A 22,717-nucleotide genomic window follows, 5' to 3' on the forward strand; every position below is an offset into this window, starting at 1 on the left:
GCCGCTCAGATCGTAGTTTCTTGATTTAGTTCCATCGAATTACGCAACAAAGCCCGTATTACCGTCAATCAACACGGGTTGGAACTGGTCGGTTTCACCACCGAAGAAGCCGTAGAATTTGTCGAAACCCACTTCAGAAGGCCAAAGCGTTTGGTTACCTGCGGGCCCTGTCTCCCAAGCTGGAATTTCGTGGTTTTTACCAAACATTGCCGTGCTGTAACCGTTATATTTCAAAATTTTTGGTAGGGCAGCGATGTAGTTTGGTCGAACGCTTGTATTGCCAGGGAAGGCCGTCGATGTTTCCGCAATTGAACCCATATTATTTTGGTGATGATTGCGGCCAGTAAGCAAGGCAGTTCGAGTTGCAGAGCTTACGCCAGTTGTATGGAATTGGTTATAGATAAGACCTTGTTTAGCCAACGCATCAAGTGTCGGCATATCAACTGCGCCACCGAAAAGGGATGACTGACTAAAACCGACGTCATCTAACAAGATAACAAGCACGTTAGGTGCATCTTTTGGTGCCGCGATTCGGCGAGTTGGCTCGGGGCGCTGAACATCTCGCACGTCGAGTTGAGTGTAAGTTTGGGGCTCAATGTCAGGAATTGGGAGCTTTGTTCTGTCTACCGTTCCTGCCGCAACCAAACACGGAGCGAGCGCTCCGGTGATGGTCACCGTTGTTTTCAAAATATCCATTTATTGATTACCTTTTATTAGAGGGTGTTAGGATTAAAGGGCCGTCTAATGCTTGCATGACATAACTCGCTGGATAGCCATGAGCTAAGAGCGTCGTCATTGCTTGCAAATACTTTTGTACTGAGCTGAAAAAATAGAAATAACCATCACAAAGGACGTTTTCATGCTCTCCAGTGTCGGAGAGATAGCGTTGTTTTGGGCAGCCGCCGTTGCAGAGAGACAAGAACTGGCATTGTTTACATCGCATAGATAAGCGGGATTCTTTATTGAACTGAAGTTCGTGATTCAGCGACATCTCGTGCAACGATGTTTCGAATACATTGCCGAGTTTCGACTCCGGGTAGGCGATATGGTCACAGAAATAAACGTCACCATTTGCTTCAACGGCATAAGACGAGCCGCATTTTTTTGCATGAATACAGTTTGGAGAGGGGTTGCCAAGATATTGTGTTAATGCCTGTTCGAAGTTCGAAATGAAGACTTTTCCCACATCTTGAGAAACCCAAAGATGAAATACGTCGGTGAGAAAACGTCCGTATTCTTTGGCATCAACAGACCAAGCGATAGGTTCGTATTTCTGAGGATCTGTATGGTGTTTGTCTGTCGAGAAAATCAGATTGCTACCAAAGTGCTGGCCACGAGCTTGCTCTGTTTTTAACGGAGAAGATTCGACAAGAGGTGAGAACTGAATATGTTTCACCTTATTCTTGCGGAAAAATGAATAGATAGCCTCAGCATGTTTGCAATACTCTTTGGTCACACATGCCAAAACGTTGTATTCAACGTTCATTTTTTGTAGAAGCTTTAATGCAGAAAAGCTTTCTTTAAAAGCACTTTTTCCTTGTTTGGTTCGGTATTTTTCTTGAAGCCACTCAGGCCCATCTAAACTTAATCCAACCAAGAAGTTATTTTCTCGAAAGAATCGGCACCAATCACTGTTTAATTTAGAGCCATTGGTTTGAATTGTGTTCTTTATTAATTTTCCGTTAGCGTATTGCTTTTGAAACTCAACAGCCTTTTCAAAAAAATCAATGCCTATCAATGTAGGTTCTCCACCGTGCCATGCGAACTCGACAATAGGCGTATCTTGGCTAGAAATATAATTTTTAATATAAGTCTCTAGCGTTTCTATATTCATTGATTTTTTAGATTTTAAGAGCAGGTCCTTCTCTAAATAAAAACAATATTGACAATCATAGTTGCATTTTGAGCCAACAACTTTCACTGTAGTATGTAAACCAGCCATAAGGAATTCTTCTACTCCAACCAAGATGGAACTAGTTTAATTAATATGTTCTTGTCCACAATTGATAATAGTGATACTTGATACTTATCAAAATTGATATTATGTTTTTAGGGAGCGTTGTGAGAGAGTTTAGACATGATATTTAACTATAACTTACTGAAACCATTGGCGTTACTTTTGGAAACAAAAAGTATCACAGCAACAGCAAACCAAATGTCGACAAGTGCTTCTGCGGTGAGCCGAACTCTAAGAAGCTTAAGGGAAATATTTCAGGATGAATTACTTACCAGAAAAAACGGCAGGATGGAGCTAACGCCAAAAGCAATCTCCATACGTGCCAAGCTCAATAATATTATTCATGATATTGATGAATTAACTGAGGATATGTCTTTTGATCCATCGACCTCAGATATAAAAATCAATATAGCGATGAATAGCTACATCGCATATTGGCTAGCCCCAGAAATAATTCAATATTTTTCAGAGAACGCGCCGAATATAGAATTAACCATTGAAGATTGGAATGAGTTAACGCCAGATCGAATTAATAATCAGCTCGTTCATTTTGGAATTCATTATTTTCCATTAAATTTAAATAAAAACTTGGTCCAAAGAAAAGTCGGAAAAGATATGTCGGTTATGGTCTGTAGAAAAGATCATCCAATTAATAACGAGTCAATATCCTTGGAGACAATCGCGTCTTATCCTCTGGCTATCCACTTGCAAAAGCATTGGAATGAGCGGCAAGATAAACTCTCAAGATTGCTGTTGAGTCACGGTATCGATTTCAAAGTAAAACTTAAAACGACGCATATCAATGTCATTATTAATGCCGTTGAGACGACAGACTTATTGTTTCCTTGTTCAATCTACATAGCAGAACAGTTGGGTGAAAAATTTAGCTACATTACTTCGAGCGATGAGGTGTTTCTGCCGCTGCAAGAAAAAGAGTTTGGCTTTATATACGACAAGGCCTACAAAAACGATCCTATGATTGTGTGGTTACACAGTACCATTTCTAAGCTGATGAATGACTTTCTAGATGTGTATAACAAGAAGTTTGACAGTAGATACGAAAAAAGCCGTTGATAATCAACGGCTTTTTTCTAAATGTGGCGGAGAGATAGGGATTTGAACCCCATCTCTTTGAAAACCTATATATATCAAGCTCTTGAATTTTCTAGCTTTCTACGTTCATCAACCAAATGTCACGTTGACGAATGTTAATCACAATCAGTATACGAAAACAATCGAACTTAGCAAGAGCATCAAGCATATAAGCCGAAATATTTTCTAGTATCCTTACCCAGTCAACTAATCCTCTTAATCTTAGCTATTACTGATTACCCCTGTGCGGGGGTAAAATTAACTTTAACCCTCACAGGGGTTAAAGTGCTAATATCCCCTACAGGGGTTAATTTAGATTGGAGGCAGATATGCTCATAACAAGTCCTAAGCAACTGGGAATATACTTGCGTGATGTTCGCAGGAATCAAAGGCGCAACCAAACCAAAGTCGGCGATATTGTTGGTCTAAAACAGACCACGGTATCGAAACTTGAACGTGCTCCCGCCTCGTCCAGTATCGAAAGTCTGATGCGCCTGCTGTCATCTCTCGATCTTGAGCTACATATTCAAGATAAAGTAGTAAGCCGAGAGCAGGCAAAGCTTCGTGACCCAGAGGATTGGTGAATCATAAAACTAAGTTATTCTTGCAGAATCATCGAGTTATAAAGCTGATGATTGTTCGACCAACTATTTCTAGTCAAACCCACTGAGGTTCACCAAACTTTGTCAGTGAGAACTTAGGCTCAAATCAAGTCGAGTTAATCGAAGTATCAGGAAGTTGAACGGAAAATTTCTGTATTCTCTACAGTTACACACTTTCTATTCACATAATAGCCTGATAGTAGTTGAGTTTCATAATGAATGATATCAAAATGAACGGACTTCAAATGCAGTAAAAATACGCCTGAAAAGTGTTAATACACGGTAGATATAACTTTTGATTATAAGGCTAAAATAAATGCCAGAAAGATTAGAGTTAACAAAAAACGCACACTTCTACCTTCCTAAAACGGAAATAAGCGATGAAATTATCCGAAGTATCCTAGAAGCTGCATCGGATAATATGGAGAGTGGTGGAAGCTATCTAATTGATGAGTTCAGAGAAGAAAAGGTAGTGGATGATAGGGAGTTACGCTACGTATACTCTATTAAAGTTTTCCCTTCTGTTCGACCTGTTTACTTTTTAAATGAGCAGGTTGAAGACCGAATTCATGCCTACATCATTATTATTGAGTTCAATAACCACTATGCGGTGTTGAAAAAGAGCTGCTCCAATATCACAGAACTAATCAAAGACCATTTTGAGTTAATTGGTAGCACCGAATTGAGTCGAACCTTTAGCCATGATGCGGAATATCAAAAAATGGCTTTAAGGAATATGACTATTTCAGATAGGGCGATGCGTGCAAGGTCTTATGAGGCTGCGGATCTCAAAGGTCTACTTTCTACCCATTCAGCAGGCAGATCAATTCCTTATTACTTGAAAATCAGACAAGGTGCATCAACGAAATCAATTTCTGGTACAGGTCGAATTGTAGAGGCATCGCAAAGGATCTCAGTCGATGACATCGCTTTGTGGGTAAAAGAGCAAGTTGATTTGCTTGCAAATGCAACAGACAATGAGTTCCTTGAAGCGTTTGCAAAAAAAGTTGAGTTAGCAGATGTTCTTGCTATCACTAGTCCAAATGCTTTGTTAATCGAAAGTACCCTGCTATCTGAGCGAGTTGAGAAAGATCGTTTGATAATTAAGTATAGATCAAAGCGTGGTAAAACCATAACTGTTTCAAACAGAGTAAAACAAAGACTATTTCAATATCTTGAGAAGACTTTTGAGGTTAATTCTAATGACCAGATTGTGGGTTATGAGTCCGATGCGAAGATTAGAAGAAACCCTAAAACTTTAACTCTACAATCAAAGAAGCTCACTAATTTCAGAGTAATCGAAAATGGGAAAGAGATTACCTTGCAGAGATTCATTGTTAAAAATGGGTTTTACAGTGTTACTTTTTCTGACCCCAAATATATGTATTTTATGGGCGCCTGCTTTCAAGATTCATCAGGTGTATCTGAGATAAATAGTATCCTTGATATACTGAAGCCATTTGATGAAATGTCTGAAATCACTTCAGAGAAAGGGACGTTCGTATCTGATCAAACCGCTTTTGCTGAAGGCTCGATGTTCCATTTTGTAGAGAACTTGCACGAAGGTGATGATTATGTTTTTTGTGATGATTTAGGTATTGAGTGGGCTGACCATATCACCTTCAATCTTAACGAAGGCAGTATTGCCTTTATTCACTCGAAACATGGTGATGAAACAACTTCAGCAAGTAAGTTACATGACGTAGTTGGTCAAGGCATTAAAAATCTGGGTAATATGTTCTTTGATAAACGGCAGTTTATTCAAAGAATCGAAGATAAGCTCAATAGTGTGTACTCTAACAATAGCACTCAAACGCAGATCAATCGTGTACGCAGAGGTGACACAACAAAAATTGAAGCGGATCTTGAGAGTTTACTGAAAAACTATCAACTTCATCGGAAATGTATTCTTAGCTGTTCTTTTATGTCGAAGTCTGCCATTGAGGCGCAATTCAGACGAATCCAGAATGGGGAGCCTGTTCCTGGGCATATCACGCAATTATTGTGGATTATTTCTTCTTTTGCACACGCAGTTAGAGATATGAACGCAATACCAATAATTTATTGTGCGCCGTAAGTGATTGTATATAAATAATTTAAGAGTAAATTCCTAACTTTGGCCTACTTTCTACCGTACTCAATCAAACTCATTGCAAAGCATATGAGTATTCCTCCCTACGCGCTTCAAATCTCGAATCGCCGCAGACTCCGTGGCGATTCTTAGTGGTCTGTCATACAGAATTGTATTGTTCAGAATATCGATATCGCAGCGATCAGTGTGTGTAAATTCGATCACCCCGTATGGAGTCTTGAATACACCTTTTCGACCAGTAGTCATTACTGTCAGACGATCAATCGGAATCTGAGAAATTACGCCATATTCTGAAAGAGCGGATTCAAGCGAGATGTAATTGTATTCACCACGACGTAGACTTTTAGCCACATATTCAATGGTATAGCCACCTTTGTGGCGACTTAAAGCAAACACATAAATGCCTCGGCAAGCTCGTTCTAGTACCCCAAACTTGATTAAACGCGGTAAACTTTGCTTAAAAGCTTCTTCACTGTCATCAAAAAATACTCTTCGCAAGTTGCGCTTGGTATATACGTAAATGCGTTGCCCATCAAATTTATGCAGACGTTCTAACGCCGTTTGAATATCCATATTGTTAAGTTTACTAAGTAGACGACATGAGTAACCATAGCATACTTTAGTGTCCACTTGATGAGTCATTGACAGCATCACAAATGGAGTCAGTTTCTTCTAAAAAGTACGTAAGCTGCTTTTCAAGCTCATGATTTACATGCTTAAGTTCTGCAATATTAGATTGAGACTCATGTAACTTACTCTCTAAGATTCGATAGTTTACTAAAAGATCGGTATTTTCATCCTGGACAGTGCTTAACTTATGTTCAGAATTGTCCAGTGCTTCTGTCATTGACTGTAGCTTAGTCGAACTTTCAGTTAGTTTGATATAAGTACTCTCATAGCGTTCAGATAGTTCAGTAAGCTGAGACTCAAGCTTTTTAGCATCGTTAAGTGCGTGTTCCAGTTGTACCGTTAGTGCAGAATTCATTTTTTCGACTTTTGATAGGCTGGCTTGGAGTCCACAAATGGTATCTTGCTGGTTTTCTAACCTGTCATTTGCTTGATTGAGTGAACTCGTAAGTTGACTGATATTTTTTAATAACTCAGATTTCTCGATTTGTGATTCGACTACCTAAGATTGCAGAGCTTCAATTTTCTCCTCTAATTGATCATTTGCATCTGTAGCCCTTTGGAGAGTCTGTTCAATATCCAAAGCTTCTCCCTCAGACTGTTCTTTTTGTTTGATCGCGTGTTGACTGATTGCCTCTGCTTCTCTTATGCGTGTGTAAGTAATTGACTCAAAATGGGTATGAATACTGTCATTCATAGCAATAACAATATCTCGAAGTGATGTAGAGATATCGTATTCCTTTCTGTCGAGAAGCTCCTGAATTTCCGCTGGTAGCTCATATGAGGTTCTTACTTGAGTTGTTGTTGATGGGGTATCATTTAGTGCTTCTGGAATCCTACCGTCAGCAATGAGCTTTTCCAGATCAACCTGAATCGAAGAGCTTTTTCCTCTTTGTAAATACTCTCTAATGCGCCATCCGCTGGGCTTCTTTCCTCTGCTAATCAGCTCATTAGCGGCTTTGATGAGGTCTTCATCAGTGTAAGTTTTCGGTCTTGCCATGCTGTTCACCATTATTATTGTTTTTTTAATGAAAGTTAGTAAGTTAGTAAGTTAGTAAGTTAGTAAGTTAGTAAGTTAAGAACTTAACTTACTTACCTTTCAAACGTATCGTTTTCTGACGTTTGGTCGGTCTTATTGCGCTCAAGATTACTTTTGCGCAGTTCTACTGATTCCAACAGTACCTTTGCTTTTACCTGCATGCTGGGTGGCAGGTTCAACATGTCTTTCATGGCGTTATCCAAGAATGATTCAACCATCCGTGATTGACCTGATTCTTTAGCTTTCAAACCCAAGAAAACTGACTGGCAGAACTGGCTTAAAGGACGGATGATGTCATCTTTTAAGTTTTGAACTAATTTTTCTAAAGCGTGCTTTTCAGCACGCAATTGAACGATTTCTTTATTCTCAGCAGAAATATCTCGGCTATTTTGCCTTTTTAGTTCATTGATCATTTCGTTTTCGCCTGTAGAAATAGCAACTTGCGTTTTAATGTCGTCTAGTTCACTTCTTCCAGCTTCAATATCACTCGCGAGTTCCTTGCGTTGTATTGCTTGTCTTTTGAGCAAGTAGTTATTTAAGTTGTTTTTCCTCTGGCTTTTCGGAAGTTTTGCTTGCTGATCCATTTCTTTACGCTGCTTTGTTCTCCTTTCTGTTTCAGTAGAAAACTCAACTAACAACCCCTTTGAACGACACAAATGCTTATTCGCAAAATCCTGAACCATTCGTTGAAAGTAATGCCCAAAGTCTTGTGTCTCCTCACGTGTCAACTTTGAATCATTCGGAAAGAAATCCTTTACCCCTGTAACTTTTTCTATGTATTCGCTCACAACTTGTATTTGACGTTTGTGAAGATCAAATTTGTTGGTTTTCTGATTCAACGCAGATAAAAAATAATGCGTGTGGCACCCTGTGTTTTGGTTTTTATCCCTTTCATCGTCATGGCAAATAATTGTTTTAATTTCATAGTCTGGGAAATAATGAACAAGGAATAGTCGAGTGAACTCGATATAATCCGAAGCATTCACCAGATCACTACCAACCTCCCATCGGTGAGGGATCTTAAAAATCCCTTCTTGGATGAATATGTTATTGGTCGGCGCTCTGTGTTGTAGTTGATTGTGAGCGTTCAGATAAGTCTCTAGCATCTTGAGACGCTGTTTCTTGCGCTGCATTGTCAAAAGAGAAAACTTCTGAATAGAGGAGTACGAAACATGACCATCAGTTTCTAAAATACTCTGCAAAAACTTAGCAGCATCCGTGTTACCACTTTTGATTTCACTATCTATTGCGTTTTTCATTTTTCGGCGATACTGGCGCTGCTGTGTTTGAAGCTTTGATTGGTTGTGAATACGTGGCTGTGGAACAATCTCATACAAGAGTTCAAGCCGCTCAGCTTCAGTCCAAGATTCTATTGGAGAAATATGGTTGTTTATCCACATGAAATTGTGTTGACTTAGCTCCTCGTTCCACTCAAGTTTCTTGGATATTTTGGCATTAGTTGGAGGAGCAATCCGCAGTGAATGCGCAAGAGAGTGTTCGCATTTCACACGACTTTCTGTAGTTGAAGAGTAATTCATTCGTCGGTGGAATAATCTGATTGTTCTCATTCTCGACCTCCAAGAGGTCGAGTTAGAGAGTCAAGAGAGCCTTCTCTTGCCCGCAGCTTCCGTGCATCTTTTGCGAAGCAAAAGTGTGACGGAAGCGTAGCGGGTTGCCATGTCGTCACATTTTCAAAATGTACGACTTTATGTTTGTTCTCAATGGTCACCGTGCTCATCTGTCGCTCTCCAGCATGCCTTCAAGAAGTTGAATGAGCTGTGGTTTGGACTGAAGTTTTTTCAACAGCACTAACGAAGAGTGAGGAACAGCAGGTAAAGTCACTGTTGGCTTTATTTGCGGTAGGCCGAATATCTCCTGAAGGTGTTGCGCAGCCTCACTCGCGTAGTTTGGTGAATCTTCACGAATCCATCGACCATAATGTTTGTCGATCATTGTTGTGCTTTTATGCCCCATTTGAACCGCGAGCCAGTCTTTGCTGATCCCTGCCGTTAGGCACTGGGAAGCAAATGTATGACGTAGCTGACCAACACCTCTGTGAGCCACACCCGCTTGTTCTAGAAATTTGATGAAGAATCGCTCAGTGAATTCTTTAGCATCAGTAAAAGGTTGATTCGTTTTCGTATTTAAGAAAATGAAACTGACAGAGTCTTTCGTGAATGTTTTATTGTCGCATTCAAGAATATTGATTGTTTGTGGGCGGCGCTTTCCTGTCAGTTTCAGCTGCTCTTTCAATAGTTTTAAAGCAAGTGGATTTAAATCAACTTCACGTACAGAACCTTTCGTTTTCGGGCATTTATAAATGTTCAATACACAAGCTCGACGGACATAGAGCACTTCGCGTTCCCAGTTTATATCTTGCCAAGACAACGCTATCAGTTCACTGATACGAAGACCTGTCAGCAGATTCAGCATTGCGGCATTCTGTCCCTGGGTGCAGACATTCTTGCACTCATGCATCCGTGCTAATTCCTTTTTTGTGAAAGGGTTTGGCTCAGGATCCACAGTTTTGAAGTTCTGTACGCCTTTCATCGGATTTCTGCCAATTACGCCATCACGTACTGCTTTCAAAAATATACGACGTAAGATTGTCAGATGTTCGTTGATGGTTTTGTTGCTAAAGCGCTCGTGCCAACTTACTAGAAGCGTATTAATCTGAGAGTGGCTAACTGCATTGATAGGGAACTCTCCTAATGCCTCGTTTATATTCTTTGCTCTGCTGAGGTCGGAGGCTAATGTCGAAGGAGCTGAACAATATTTTCTCTCTATGAGATATGCGTCGATGTAGTCTTTTATAGTTGGTAACTTTGTAGTTGTTATAGTTTTCATAATGTTTTCCGTTTTTTATCGAATGCAAGTCATTCGTCAAAACGGAAGTTACGGCTAAAAATTATAGTCGTCAACTCAGTAAGATGCTGAATATTAACAATAAATTATTTACTTTTGACATCATTTGTCTATACGTAGAAATAATCGATATCGAATTTGAGATTATTTATCAAACCTATACACATCGAGTTTATCGAGATTTTTTACCTAGAAAATTTTTTGAAAAAAATGATCTGATTGGTCAAAAAATAACCAGAATATTGGTTGGTAGGGGAAGGTTGTGGTGAGTAGCAATCTCTAAAATGCTAAGACGATTGGGTTTAGCTTAATGGACTGAAAGACATGTTTGGTGAACTTTCGTCACTCCCCGAAGAGGGAGCTAAAGTTTAGATATCATGGCGTATGGACTAGCTTTCTTTGCTACATTATCACTGATAGAAATCATTTATTAGCATTTTATTAATTGATAATTATCTTATCAAAACTTATGCAAATGCCATTTGCAAAGTGCTCACAGATTGAAAATCAAGAAAATATCATGGAATATCATTAGTTATCACCAAATCATCAGTCGCGAGATTTTTTTCTGTTGTTAGCATATACCTTGTAACTTTGACCTCAACAAGGAGTAAACAAATGCCTAAGCAAAGCAACCACAACTCAGACATGGTAAACGCTAACAAAGGTACATCTGGCACTAATAAGACATATTCAAAAAACCAAGGAAATCGTGGATGGCAAATGAATCCTCAAAATCCGCAAAACGGTGGTAAGAAGAAATAAACTCAAAAGGGGGAGCTAAAGCTCCCTTTCTTCGAAGGAACTCATGGAAAAAAGCAAAAATAGTAAAAAGAAACCGTTCAAATGGACAAGAGAAATCGTTAGGCTGGCCTTGAACGATGGTTGGACACAGCAAGAAATTGCCGAAAAGTGCAGAACACAGCAATCAGTTGTAAGTGCATGGAAAAAAGGTACTAAACAAGGTACAGAGCAACAGTTGTTACCCTTGTTGAATATCTATGGGAACAAGATTCGACGTAACAGTTTTAAGGTTTATTGGTCTTTAGATACTGAAACTATGGAGAAAACCTTCTTTCGAGTTGAGGGCAAAGTAATTCTTAGCCAAGCGTTTTACGATCCGCGAAGAGATCAACGTGGTAAACTGGTCAAAAAGATTCCAGAGTTAAAACTCGTCATTCACTACCAAGGTGCAGAACAGTTTCGCGTCGTTAGCCAAGGTCGGTTGAAGTTTCGACATTCCAGCGAAGAACTAGAGCATAGTGTTGAGGATGCAGTATGGACATCTCAAGTACTAGCTCCGTTCACCAGCAAACAGCTTATCGAGTTTGTTGATAATTATGCAAGTGAACGCTTGAGCAAATACCCAAGCGATGCCAATACTCTTCCATTTCTTATACGTCAGTCTCTTTTAAACCATGGTTTTTCAGTTGAAGATATTGTTGAATTTCCTGCTGTTTGGTAGGGTATAGATCCAACCCAAAATGGTTCGAGCACCAAAAGCTCAAGTATCAGGCTAAAAACCTGTTTGAATGTGATCCTAAAAGGAAAGCCCCGTACGCTACCTTTTGTAGCTATGGCGCTAGCATTCTTTTTGGTATTCATGACTGCTGCTTTGTAAAAAGCTAGATGAACGGGAAGCTTATTAATCGAAACGCCGTCATGATAAACGGGTAAGGTGTGGGGTAATGCCCAAGCCGTCAGAAAACTGGCCGCTTGGGTATTTTTGATACTAAAACGTGCTTTTAGATGTATACACAGACACGATGTGCCTCAAAGCGAGTTAGGTTACCCTTTTTGTTAGCTGTTGCTTAAGACGACTTGTTCATACTCAGCACGAAGTTGAGCATAAGGTTTATGTAGCAGTAGGCGGTTGTTGTCCAACTTAATGATATGAGCATCTTGCTTATAGTTGTCTAAAGCCGCATTATCCATTGCACACAAAATGACTTGATAACCTTTAGGAATGTTTTCAGTAAGCACGTCCATAACTTGATCATATCGATGCTTGGCTTGTTCTTGTTGATTAGGTGTATCAATAACAAATGGGGCTATTTCACATGGATTAGCGTGATCAATTTGGCGAAGAACGGCAAGTTGATAAGCAAGTGTTCCTCGTGTTCCCTCAGCAGCACCACCACCTAGTATTTTTTTGTAATCCATTGGCGCTTTAACGCCATCAAGGTTTACACCCGTAGCAGACAATGAATTGATAGATTCAACTAGGTTGCCCATAAATAGTTCATTTAGTTCATCACGAGTAGCTTTTTTGACTAGCTTATTTTGTTCCTTCTTAATTTTCTTTTGCAGCTCGTTAGCTTGTTTTGATTGGAGCTGACAGCTTTCTTTCTTTTGAGTAACATTTTGATTAACTTTATGCTGCGAAACAGCGTGAATAGCTTGTTCAAATTCTGTTTGCTGCTCCTCAGAATCTTCTTTTAAGTATTTTTCGTTTATACGTTCAATCTCAGCAGTAACGAAACTGATCTCTTGATTGAGATCATCGCGTTCCTGATACTTAGTTTCGAGTAGAGATTTAATTTTATCTGCTTGTTGCTCAATACTTTCTTTATCAGCCAAAAGTCCTGCACGACTTAACAGAGAATTATCATGCTCTATACCGCATAAAGGACATTCAAGAGAGTCTGATGGAATATTCTCGACAGCAAATGTGTAGTCTTCATTCAATTCTCTGGCTGAAGCACTAGCAATTAAGTGCTGCTGTTCCAATTCATGAATATCATTAGCTAATATAGATTGCAGTTCGTACAGATTTGATTGACTAGATGAAAAGCTAGCCAATTCTTCTTCTATTTCACGTTGAATGCTCTGAAACTCATCTGAAGTAATTGCGACGGTCTGCTCTGGAGCGATTTCTTTAAGAAGATCTATTGCTTCTGTTATTCTAACAACTTGTTGATTAGCTTCTTTTTCAATAGATTTCTGCTCAAAAATTTCTTCTTCAAGATCAAAGTGCTCTTTAGGCAAATAACCACTGAAATATTTGATCAGGTTTTGTTTAAATCGAGCGTATTGCCCAAGCCCTTCAAAACCATTCCAAGGTTCATCCCAGCTTTTTTTCTGATCTATATAAAACGGTAGGAAATAGAAAGCAGGAGGGGGGCAGTCTATACCTTCCGTCCTATTGGCTAGCTTTAAGTCAAAACCTACAACTTTAGCAAAATCTTCAGCGAATTGACCTGTAATTTTCGAGTACTTAGTTAATGACGATCCTTCCGCTCCGAAGTAAATGCCATCAGCATAACGGCTAACAATGTATTTATTTTGATTTACCGTGAAGTACAGAATTGTTTTTACATCATTTGATTTCCACTCACTATCAAAATGAGGGGCACAACCAATAGCCCAAAATAGGCTTTTGACTAACGTAGACTTCCCAATGCTATTGTCGTTTCCTGTAACGAGATTGAACCTCTTCGGAAATGTGAACTGATTCGCCGTTCTTTTCGAATCGGACAGTAGAACTAGACGTTGAAATTGCAAGCCTTTCATTTTTATGATTCCTAAGATTTCTAATCAATAATTTGTAATTTTTTGTTGTTTTCATCATTAAGCCTTTAATAAGCAGTAGATGATCTCTAATAACAGCTCATCCTCATTATTAACTCGAGCTAGTAGGCCATCTGCGATTGCTTGGTTGCGCAGTGCTTCAAGGTATGTTGTATCATCCGAGTAACTCTCTTCGTCAATTTTTTCATGCGAAGCTTGAAATAAGTTAATAAGCTCTATATCTAAAGAGGTCATAAAACCAGCTCTACTTAAAGCGAGTAAAACTAGCTTGTTCTTAAAGCCGCGCTTTTGTTTTGATTTCCACCCAAGGTCACTTGCTAAGTCATCGAAGTTACTTTTCAAGTCATCTACACAAGGGTGTTTTGTGTGTTGGATAATCACGTCATGCACTTGAGTCGAAGTTAACGACTTGTTTTCTAGAAGCTTAGTCCATTCTTTGTAGTCATACTCAATACGGCCAATTCGCCCCATTTCGTCAATAACCGAACGATAGATATTTACAGGATTACATAGCGCTCCAGGAAACAGCTTGTCTACTAGACGAGCAAAGTGTGACAACACGTAATCTTCTTGATTTTTAAGCTGTATGTTAGGAACAATAAACTGCAAATTTTCAGGTAGAATCGTAATTCCTAGTTCGCTCTGGATGTTATCAGTTAGTGTTGTAAGATCCTCTTCAGCAATGTCACCGACCTTGATAACATCTAATGTCAAATCTCCATCGGTTTTCAACGAAAACCCACTAGAGGAAACTAAACCAATTTTTGTAATTCTATCTTCGTACTGTGTATTTATACAGGATTCTAGTAACTTTCCAAGCACAGAACTTTTTAGTTTTTCTTTGCTGCCTTTTTTCCGCTTGGTTAAGTTAGCAGGTGTAAACGTCGCAGATTGATTTTTAACCTGATAAAACTCAAAAGTCGCACTTGAAGCATCCAAGCTATCAGCAATAACAACATCTTCATGATGCTCAATCAGTAACGCATATTCATTTTTCTGTTTGTGTTTTTCAATGATTTGACACAAAGCCCAGTGAAACTGGAAGTTATATTTACCAAATGTGCTTGCTCCTGCGGATTCACGTTGAGCTTCTGCGAGTGGATTGTCTGCCATATGACCTATACCAACTAAAAGTTATTTGTACTTTCTAATGCATGTTAGCTTACAGTATCTCTATATCTTTTTTAACTTGTTGAGATAAAGATAAATTTTAAATATTCTTTTCAAGAAGTGAAATTAGTTCTTGGGTATGCCTTTTAACTCAAGTTTGTTTTTAGCAGTTACTTAAGGTAAGTAAGCTAACTCACTCTTGTCCACTTATTCTTAAAAGCGGCTCGTTGTAGCCGCTTTAATCTAGGTTTAGAAACCTTGTCAGTTATAGTTAGTTGACTCAGTAGCTATGATTTTTAGAACTTCCGCTGCAATCCGCACAGCCTTAATGCCAGTGGGTATATCAAGCTTATCTGAATACTGCACCCATACTTCACCATCTTTCGCGATGCGTATCATTGCAAAAGTATCGTTGAGATATGATTTGCTGACACCTAATTGTTCATGAATGTCTTCCATGCTAAAGCTCCTTCCTAGCCTAGATTTATTGCAATAGAGTACGGTGTATTACGGCGGTCTATACTGAGTTGCATTTTGTTTTCAGCTAAAAACTGCATAAGAAATATAAGCTTATCTTCCCGCTCTATTTCTTGGGCATCAACTTCGTATCCAAGAGCCTCCTTCACTGAGTAGAAGGACTCAACATTCGCGTAAATTTGAGCAAGAAACGAGGGATAATCGAAGATTGTTTTAGAAGAGTCACGCTGCAAAGCTGATCTGAGTCTATATACTCCTCTAATCTGTTCTATTGATATCCCACAAGTTAACAGATTGAAGAAGTCATAGTTATTAGTAAAATCAGCATGTTCAATGGCTTCTAGAATCGCTTTAAGCTCAAAATTTGCTAGTTTACGCATACTTCACCTCCACTGATGGAAATTTATTAACTGCTTCATTCAATTGCTTAATTTTCGCTTGTTTTCCGTATCGTCCGAAGGTGATATTGGGATGAGAATGACCTACAATCTCAGCCACTATGTGCTCAGGTGTATTAGCAATCTTTAACTCATCGATAAAAGTGTGTCGGAATGAGTAAGCCGTTGGTCGAGCATTGGGCTTCATCCCCATTGCGGTTTGCAGTTTCCCAAGGTTGGTACGGTATCTAAATGACCAATCTTTGTTTTCTCCGTGCGGCTTATAATCAAAAAGCTGTTTCTGTTTTTGTTCTCGGCGCTCTTGCACATAATCAAGAAAACCCTCTTTTATCAATTGATTATGCAAAGGGATAGTGCGGACAGCATTGGATGTTTTTAGCCGCTGTTCAGTGTCAGAATCTGAAATCGTGATGCATGAGACACCGTCAATTACTTGAATGTCATTAGTCGTTAACTGGCAAACTTCAGAAGGCCTACATCCTTGATAGACTTGTACTTTAGTTGTCCACTGAAACTGGACATCTTTTTTACGAAATTCGGAGCTAGAAAATAGCCTTTTAAGATCTTTCAACTGCCACCGATCGCGTTGCTGGGATGCTTTTGTTCCACGGCTTTTTGGTGCTTTTATCGCTTTGAAGACATTTTTCTCAATGAGTTCAATTCGTTCACAGTAATCAAAGAACTGCTTATTGGCTGCAATGTATTCTTTTACTGTCTTTGCACTTAATCCTTTTTCAATTAAGCGATCTCTGTAAGTGTTGGCAGCTTTCGCAGATAAGCAGATCTCCTGTTTGGCTAGATAGTTCAAGAAGTTAGTACACCGTTGATTTAATTGAGTTAGAGTCAAAGGTGTTACTTGTTCCAGACGTTTACTACGAATAAAGTTATTTAACTCTGTGATAAGTTCTTGTGCTCCAATCAAACGACTGTTTACGCTTTCTTCAGGAGCAGGAGCAGGCATTGCTCGGGTCTCTATACTCCTTGACGTACATTTTGACTGTGGGTTGTCTACATGCGGAAGATTAGAGCAGAACTGTTGGCGAATCTCCGCCACCTTTGTAGATAAGCTAATCTTAAAATCTGTATAAGGGATGTTTTCTGCTAAAGCTTGTTCATGTAGCGTGTGAATCGCGCTAGCAAGCTGAGCATTTCGTTTGGTCGCTAATCGACGATATTTAGTGAAAAGAGAGAGACGAATCTCTCTCGGATAACCCAGAGAAGTTTGCAGAATGGCGGGTGTGGAAATACGTGTATAAAACACGTTATTGCTCAATTTAATCAAATACATATGTATCACCTACTTGTATTAGGTGACATTTGATCGTCTTAAAACGAGAAAAGCCCTTGATAAATCAAGGGCTTGAATGTGGCAGAGAGATAGGGATTTGAACCCTAGATACGCTATTAACGTATGCCGGTTTTCAAGACCGGTGCTTTCAACCACTCAGCCATCTCTCCGTTGCGGGACGTATAATAGGGAGTGGAGTAGTCGTTGTAAAGCACTGAATTACAATTGAAGTGCCGTTTGATGATTTTCTAGACGCCGATGCAATAGTGAGCAACACTGAAAGTGAGTGAAAACAATGCGAAACGCACCTAAATGTAGAGTTTTTACTTTATCCTAGCGCTAATCAATAAAATGGTGTTTTATTGTTATCTTTATGAAAAATAACAAATTATAGGCTTTGAGGATACATGTGTTCGCCCGAAAGTGTTTGCAACAGTTTGTGAACTAATTCAAAATTAACTGGTATAGCCAGTTGTGCTTAATTTTTCTAAGGGTGTTTATGAAGGTCACAAATCTATTTAAAGACAAAGTTGATGCGATTTCTGCTCATCAATCCGAGTTTATGAATTGGATGTCTCCAACGCTACGCGATTACTGGAGTGACTTTTTGGGTAAGGCACAAAACAGCTTTTTGTTTTCTAATGTGCGCGACCATAATCAGCCTGCAGTAAATGAAGAAGTGGCTCCTCAACCTGCGCCGATTGTTCTTCAGCCAGAAGCTCAAAAACTGTATGACGAGCTAAGCGGTAAGATCGGTGAAGTGATCCATACGGGTGACTGGGTTCATGTATCTCAAGAGCGTATCAATCAATTTGGTGCGGTAACAGAAGATATGCAATGGATTCATACTGACCCAGAGCGTGCATCTGTTGAATCACCTTTTAAAACAACCATTGCGCATGGTTTCCTGACGTTGGCTCTACTGCCAAAACTGACGGACTCAGTTGATGCGGATAAGCCATTATTTCCGACAGCGAAATTGGTTGTGAATCTAGGCTTGAACCAAGTACGTTTTCCTTACCCAGTTAAAGCTGGTAACAACGTGCGTGCAGTAAGTACACTAACTAAAGTAACGCCTATCAAGAAAGGTTTAGAGATCGAGCGTGAAATCAAAGTGGAAATTGAAGGTGTAAGACGCCCAGGTGCGGTAGTGGTATCTGTGATTCAATTGCACTTCTAAAAACATATTCGAATCAATAAAAAAGAGAGCATTTCAATGCTCTCTTTTTTGTTTTTACTGGTTAAAGTTTTTAACCGGTATGTACCCGTAGTCAGCAATGGTTTTTTGTCCCGCTTCCGATTTTAGGAACGCGACAAAGTCTTTGCCGGCTTGCTCTAGCGAGTCGACTTTGTAAAGCACCAAGAATGGTCGAGCCAGTTTGTATTTGTGATTTGCGATGTTCGCTGCTGTTGGTTCAATCCCGTTAAACTGAATCGCCTTCACAGAAAGGTCTACAGACCCCACCGAAATAAAACCAATCGCACGTGTGTTATGGTTCACAATGGTTTTAACCATGCTGTTGCTGTTTACAACTAAGTTGTTTGGGCTGATATCAGAAACCAGACGGTCGTTAATGATTTTGGTGAGACCCAACAAACTTTCAAAGCTGTAGCGCGAGCCAGAAGATGCTTCTCGTGTGACAACTGCTATCGGTTGATCCGCGCCGCCGACTTCTTTCCAGTTTTTGATTTCGCCTTTGTAGATGTCAAACAGTTGTTGTGCTGAAAGGTTAGTCACAGAGTTTGTACGGTTCACAACAACGGCAAGGCCATCGTAAGCAATTGGAAACACATTCAAGTCTTCGCCTTTTTCGCTTTCTGTCAGATAGCGAGAGCTCATACCAAGTTTCACGACACCTTTGTTCACCATGGTGATCCCCGCACTAGAACCAATGCCCTGTACAGCGATGTAATTATCTGGGTGTGTCTTATTGTATTCTTCGGCGAGTACGTCCATCACGCGAGCAACGGAAGTTGAACCTGAAATGTTGACTTCTTTCGCCATAGCAGAAGGAAGGGAGACAGCCATGGCTAGTAAAGTTGCCACAGTAAAACGTAACATATTTAAACTCCATATACGGTATAAAGCAGCGCTTATGATATTGCGTTCAGGTTACACTTTTGTGAATCAGAAAAGATTGTTCGAATGTGAAACAGCAGCGTGTTTATCGCGTTATTTGAGCAAAGTGGTGATGTACGTAGTGTTTCCTCGGAGAGTGAGATGGTAATCTCTGAGAAGTCTGTAAACGGAACGTTGGTGAAGTCAGCCTTAAATGGCGCTTGGGTGTATACTAAAAACTACCTATCAGGAGAACGTCATGTCTGTTTCTCAAATGGCAACCAGCCGCTTATATAAACTGGTTCAGATTCTTTGTTCGGCGCGCAATGCGAATTTGCCGGTAGAGCAAGGAAAATGCCTTTATGAGCCAATTGAAAACGGCGTTGAACTTCACCATGCGCATTTCTTGCTAGATTCACAACACAGTGAATACACCTCGCCAATTGCAAAAATTCTATTTGATTCTCAGACTCAGCTTTGGCGCTTTTATGTTCCCGCCTCTCGCTCAGAAGACATTCGATGGATTCCTTACAAAAAGTTGCCGCATAGTCACACGCTTGAAGATCTCCTTGCCGAACTTGAAAGCGATCCTCAAGCGTGTTTTTGGGAGTAGGGGATTAACCTCTTACTACCTGATTACGAAAGTCTTTTGGGGTGATGTTGTAAATGGATTTAAACGCAGTACTAAAGTGAGCAGCGCTCTTAAATCCAGATTCAAATGCGATTTCTGTTATCGATTTTTGTGAAACGCGCAATTGTGTTGCCGCGTAGTTAATACGTTTTACTTTTAATATCTGAGAAAAAGAAAGGTTTTCAGCCGCAAGGCGGCGTTTTAACGTCGCGATAGACATGCTCATGTGCGCCGCTAGGCCTTCTAACGTTATATCCTTCTCAATGTTCTTTTCGATGTACTTAATGGCCTTTTGAGACGCTGTTAGGCTACTTGCATCGTCAATGATCGAAAGAATGTCGGGCTGAACTTCCACCATAAGAGAAAGTAGCGCCATTGCGATGTGGCTCTGAGTGTAATCAGGAGCATTGCGACTGGCTAAGACCAATAACGTATTCTTAAGCTGTGTGATTTCTGAATTGGATTCTGGCGAGAAAGGGTAGAAGCGTCGGTGTTCTGCTTCTGAATGCAATCCAGGGTGTGCTTTCTTAAACTCGCAAAATAGGCTGATGTCAAAGACTAGCGCGACAGCTTTAAAGCCATTCTCGCCAGGTATGGCTTCTGCACTTCTTAAGTCAGAAGAGTTGTATAGGGTAAAGTCGCCAGCTTGTAGTTCAAATTGTTCGCCATTTGGCTGGTGGACGACTAATGCGCCTTCTTCTACGACATATAAGCCGTTATGGGTGGCGGTGTAACGTTCACTTTTGCGAGCAGTGAAGTGGTTAAAGCGAATGATCTCAATGTTCGGCATATTCGTTCTTATCGTTTTCCATGACAAATAAAAAAGGCGCTCATTCGAGCGCCTTTAAACTTCATTCGGTATTATTCTTCACTTACAGTTTGTTCTGTTTGTGCTGCTGGTTGATCAGCAAATACCTGTGTTGGCTTTGCAACTAAACTGCGGTTTTCTTGGTTAACGTCCGCAAGAACGATTTCCAATGTGTCACCCAGCTTGTACACCACCTCTTTATCGATAGAGATTGTGCCGTTGTCGCCATTGCACTCAATTCGTTCTTTATTATCAAGAATCAGGGCACCAGGAATAAAGGCTGCTGCTCCATTTTCGAGAAGTCGAACACGTGCACCAGCACGATTAATATCGAAAATCTCACCTGTGAAACAAGTTTGCTTGCTTGGTTCATCTGCAAGAGTGCGTGCGTATAGCCAATCGGACACGTTACGCTCTGCAATTTTGTGGTGCTTGCGGTGCAGTGCCAGTTCTTCACCCACTTGATCGTCAGGTTTTTGTACTGGTTCTTTATCTAGAATCACCGCTTTTAGCATACGGTGGTTGATCATATCGCCGTATTTACGAATTGGGGATGTCCAAGTCGCATAAATGTCTAGACCCATCGCGTAATGAGGAAGAGGTTGGTTACCCACTTCACTGTATGCTTGGAACTTACGAATGCGGTTGTCTAGGTAAGATGTCTCTTGAACCGCTAACCAACGACGTAGAGCCGCAAAGCCTTCAAGCGTTGCAATCGATTCTGCTGTGAATTCTAGCGTACCCTCAGGGTTAACGAGTTGCACAACTTCTTCGATTTTCTCTGGTTTCAAACCTGCGTGAGTGTTGAATACGCCAGTTTCAAATTTTTCACGCAGTGTACGGCCTGCACAGATGTTCGCTGTGATCATCGATTCTTCAACAAGACGGTTTGCACTGCGGCGCATATCAGCGTGAATCGCGATAACGTCATTGTCTTCACTTAGCTCAAAACGGTAGTCAGGACGGTCTGGGAATACGACTGCGTTTTTCTCACGCCATTCTGCGCGAGCTAGAGAAAACTCGTATAGATCACGTACGATAGTTGCGATTTCTTCTGAAGGTTGCCATGCGTCAGAGTTGCCGTTTTCTAGCCAATCAGAAACGTGATCGTATGCTAGGCGCGCGTGTGACTTGATGTTTGCAGCGAAGAATTTGATATCGTCACCAATCACACCGTCTTTGCTCACTGTTACGGTGCAGCAGATTGCTGGGCGGATTTCGCCTTCAATTAGAGAGCATAGGTTGTCCGCTAGGTCGCGAGGTAACATCGGGATGTTACGGCCTGGTAGATAAATGGTGTAACCACGCTCACGCGCGACTTTATCCATTTCGTCTTCAGGTGTGATGTAAGCAGTTGGGTCAGCAATCGCGATAGTTAACTCAAAATCACCAGATTCTGTTTTCTTCGCGTACAACGCGTCATCCATATCTTTGGTTGATTCACCATCGATTGTGACGAAAGGAACATGAGTCATGTCGATGCGCTCTAGATCGGCGTCATCTTTTAATTCCCAGTTCTCAATGCCAGCAGGTTCTGAGTTTGGTAGATCGTTTTGCGCTAGCGTTACCCACCACGGTGCGATTTTGTCGTCAGCGTCAGTGATTTTCTCTGAAATTTCAACGAAGAACGTGTTGTCGCCTTTTAGCGGGTGACGAACAAGATGTGCTACAACCCAATCACCTTCCGCGAAGTTGTCAGGCTTTAAACCTTTCTTTAGTTTCGCTTTTAGAGACAATTTCTTTAGTTGAGGATGGTCAGGCACGACATTTAGCTTGCCTTTGAACATCTTTACTCGACCGATAAAGCGAGTAAGAGATTGTTCGATCAGCTCTTGTGGTTCTGCGACTTCACGTTCATTTTCAGTACGGATGATGGCCACGACTTTGTCGCCGTGAATGCACTTTTTCATGTACGCTGGTGGGATGAAGAAGCTGGTCTTGCTGTCCACTTCCAGGAAACCAAAGCCTTTATCTGTTGCTTTGATTGAACCTTCTTTTTTAGGCAGGTTTTCTTGGATTTGCTGCTTAAGCTGGGCTAATAGCGGGTTATCTTGAAACATCTTTTCTTAACTTACCAATGGAGTTGGCCACACTATAATCATTGCGGGCTATTATTACTACCTAAAGCACACAAATTCGCT

Annotated in this window: 22 protein-coding genes and 1 tRNA gene; 7 read left to right on the forward strand and 16 right to left on the reverse strand. The window is 40.4% G+C overall.

Annotated elements, in window-relative coordinates:
- Window positions 1–39 precede the first annotated feature (39 nt).
- The gene (locus OU793_RS14210; RefSeq protein ID WP_274647786.1) at window positions 40–696 is read right to left on the reverse strand and encodes a sulfatase-like hydrolase/transferase; all 657 of its coding nucleotides are present in this window, start codon (window positions 694–696) and stop codon (window positions 40–42) included.
- A gap of 7 nt (window positions 697–703) precedes the next feature.
- Window positions 704–1,942 carry an anaerobic sulfatase maturase gene (locus tag OU793_RS14215; protein ID WP_193237396.1) on the reverse strand — a complete coding sequence of 413 codons (1,239 nt, stop codon included), beginning with the start codon at window positions 1,940–1,942 and terminating at the stop codon, window positions 704–706.
- A gap of 135 nt (window positions 1,943–2,077) precedes the next feature.
- Between OU793_RS14215 and OU793_RS14220 the strand changes: the two genes are divergently transcribed.
- From OU793_RS14220 to OU793_RS14230, 3 genes are all read left to right on the forward strand, one after another.
- Entirely contained in the window at window positions 2,078–3,031 is a 954-nt protein-coding gene (locus OU793_RS14220) for a LysR family transcriptional regulator (protein ID WP_021452586.1), read from the forward strand.
- Window positions 3,032–3,378: 347 nt separating this feature from the next.
- Window positions 3,379–3,633: a helix-turn-helix domain-containing protein gene (locus tag OU793_RS14225; protein ID WP_069526120.1), complete on the forward strand. Its 255-nt coding sequence runs from the start codon at window positions 3,379–3,381 to the stop codon at window positions 3,631–3,633.
- A gap of 334 nt (window positions 3,634–3,967) precedes the next feature.
- The gene (locus tag OU793_RS14230; protein ID WP_069526121.1) at window positions 3,968–5,728 is read left to right on the forward strand and encodes a hypothetical protein; all 1,761 of its coding nucleotides are present in this window, start codon (window positions 3,968–3,970) and stop codon (window positions 5,726–5,728) included.
- A gap of 60 nt (window positions 5,729–5,788) precedes the next feature.
- Here the strand turns inward: OU793_RS14230 and OU793_RS14235 are convergent, their stop codons facing one another.
- From OU793_RS14235 to OU793_RS14255, 5 genes are all read right to left on the reverse strand, one after another.
- Complete coding sequence (locus tag OU793_RS14235) at window positions 5,789–6,316, reverse strand: type IV toxin-antitoxin system AbiEi family antitoxin (protein WP_069526122.1); 528 nt, start codon at window positions 6,314–6,316, stop codon at window positions 5,789–5,791.
- Between the two features lie 46 nt (window positions 6,317–6,362).
- Window positions 6,363–6,728, reverse strand: coding sequence for a hypothetical protein (locus tag OU793_RS14240; protein ID WP_236578047.1), 366 nt, complete (start codon window positions 6,726–6,728; stop codon window positions 6,363–6,365).
- 144 nt (window positions 6,729–6,872) lie between these two features.
- Window positions 6,873–7,370 carry a hypothetical protein gene (locus tag OU793_RS14245; RefSeq protein WP_236578048.1) on the reverse strand — a complete coding sequence of 166 codons (498 nt, stop codon included), beginning with the start codon at window positions 7,368–7,370 and terminating at the stop codon, window positions 6,873–6,875.
- Between the two features lie 92 nt (window positions 7,371–7,462).
- Entirely contained in the window at window positions 7,463–8,977 is a 1,515-nt protein-coding gene (locus OU793_RS14250) for a hypothetical protein (RefSeq protein ID WP_069526124.1), read from the reverse strand.
- Window positions 8,978–9,143: 166 nt separating this feature from the next.
- Entirely contained in the window at window positions 9,144–10,256 is a 1,113-nt protein-coding gene (locus tag OU793_RS14255) for a site-specific integrase (protein WP_021452592.1), read from the reverse strand.
- A 636-nt stretch (window positions 10,257–10,892) separates the two neighbouring features.
- Here OU793_RS14255 and OU793_RS14260 point away from each other — a divergent pair.
- Together OU793_RS14260 and OU793_RS14265 are read left to right on the forward strand one after the other, a co-directional pair.
- Window positions 10,893–11,039, forward strand: a complete 147-nt coding sequence (locus tag OU793_RS14260) for a hypothetical protein (protein ID WP_021452593.1) — start codon at window positions 10,893–10,895, stop codon at window positions 11,037–11,039.
- A gap of 43 nt (window positions 11,040–11,082) precedes the next feature.
- A complete protein-coding gene (locus tag OU793_RS14265; RefSeq protein WP_021452594.1) occupies window positions 11,083–11,739 on the forward strand; it encodes a helix-turn-helix transcriptional regulator in 657 nt (218 codons plus the stop codon).
- Window positions 11,740–12,074: 335 nt separating this feature from the next.
- Here OU793_RS14265 and OU793_RS14270 read toward each other — a convergent pair whose 3' ends face one another.
- From OU793_RS14270 to OU793_RS14295, 6 genes are all read right to left on the reverse strand, one after another.
- The gene (locus tag OU793_RS14270; protein ID WP_140303727.1) at window positions 12,075–13,787 is read right to left on the reverse strand and encodes a hypothetical protein; all 1,713 of its coding nucleotides are present in this window, start codon (window positions 13,785–13,787) and stop codon (window positions 12,075–12,077) included.
- A 57-nt stretch (window positions 13,788–13,844) separates the two neighbouring features.
- Window positions 13,845–14,918: a DUF4297 domain-containing protein gene (locus OU793_RS14275; RefSeq protein WP_021452597.1), complete on the reverse strand. Its 1,074-nt coding sequence runs from the start codon at window positions 14,916–14,918 to the stop codon at window positions 13,845–13,847.
- A gap of 258 nt (window positions 14,919–15,176) precedes the next feature.
- Complete coding sequence (locus OU793_RS14280) at window positions 15,177–15,374, reverse strand: hypothetical protein (protein ID WP_005479470.1); 198 nt, start codon at window positions 15,372–15,374, stop codon at window positions 15,177–15,179.
- A 14-nt stretch (window positions 15,375–15,388) separates the two neighbouring features.
- Window positions 15,389–15,772 (reverse strand): hypothetical protein, encoded by a 384-nt coding sequence (locus OU793_RS14285; protein ID WP_025542454.1) that lies wholly within the window; start codon window positions 15,770–15,772, stop codon window positions 15,389–15,391.
- Window positions 15,765–17,078: a tyrosine-type recombinase/integrase gene (locus OU793_RS14290; RefSeq protein WP_159404313.1), complete on the reverse strand. Its 1,314-nt coding sequence runs from the start codon at window positions 17,076–17,078 to the stop codon at window positions 15,765–15,767. The genes OU793_RS14285 and OU793_RS14290 overlap by 8 nt, the downstream gene beginning before the upstream one ends.
- Window positions 17,079–17,157: 79 nt before the next feature.
- Window positions 17,158–17,248, reverse strand: a tRNA-Ser gene (locus OU793_RS14295).
- Between the two features lie 329 nt (window positions 17,249–17,577).
- Here OU793_RS14295 and OU793_RS14300 point away from each other — a divergent pair.
- On the forward strand, window positions 17,578–18,258 hold the full coding sequence (locus OU793_RS14300) for a MaoC family dehydratase (protein ID WP_005462115.1): 681 nt from the start codon (window positions 17,578–17,580) through the stop codon (window positions 18,256–18,258).
- Between the two features lie 54 nt (window positions 18,259–18,312).
- On the opposite strand, the gene OU793_RS14305 is transcribed toward OU793_RS14300, so the two are convergent.
- Entirely contained in the window at window positions 18,313–19,140 is an 828-nt protein-coding gene (locus tag OU793_RS14305) for a phosphate ABC transporter substrate-binding protein (protein WP_140103655.1), read from the reverse strand.
- Between the two features lie 256 nt (window positions 19,141–19,396).
- Between OU793_RS14305 and OU793_RS14310 the strand changes: the two genes are divergently transcribed.
- Window positions 19,397–19,750 (forward strand): DUF3024 domain-containing protein, encoded by a 354-nt coding sequence (locus tag OU793_RS14310; protein WP_005489200.1) that lies wholly within the window; start codon window positions 19,397–19,399, stop codon window positions 19,748–19,750.
- Window positions 19,751–19,754: 4 nt separating this feature from the next.
- Here OU793_RS14310 and OU793_RS14315 read toward each other — a convergent pair whose 3' ends face one another.
- Complete coding sequence (locus OU793_RS14315; protein WP_015313061.1) at window positions 19,755–20,558, reverse strand: AraC family transcriptional regulator; 804 nt, start codon at window positions 20,556–20,558, stop codon at window positions 19,755–19,757.
- Window positions 20,559–20,629: 71 nt separating this feature from the next.
- Window positions 20,630–22,636 carry an exoribonuclease II gene (gene rnb / locus OU793_RS14320; protein WP_017448089.1) on the reverse strand — a complete coding sequence of 669 codons (2,007 nt, stop codon included), beginning with the start codon at window positions 22,634–22,636 and terminating at the stop codon, window positions 20,630–20,632.
- Window positions 22,637–22,717: the final 81 nt, after the last annotated feature.

Origin of the sequence: Vibrio sp. VP6, assembly GCF_028823755.1 — a bacterium.
In the GTDB taxonomy this organism is placed as follows: Bacteria; Pseudomonadota; Gammaproteobacteria; order Enterobacterales; family Vibrionaceae; genus Vibrio; species Vibrio parahaemolyticus.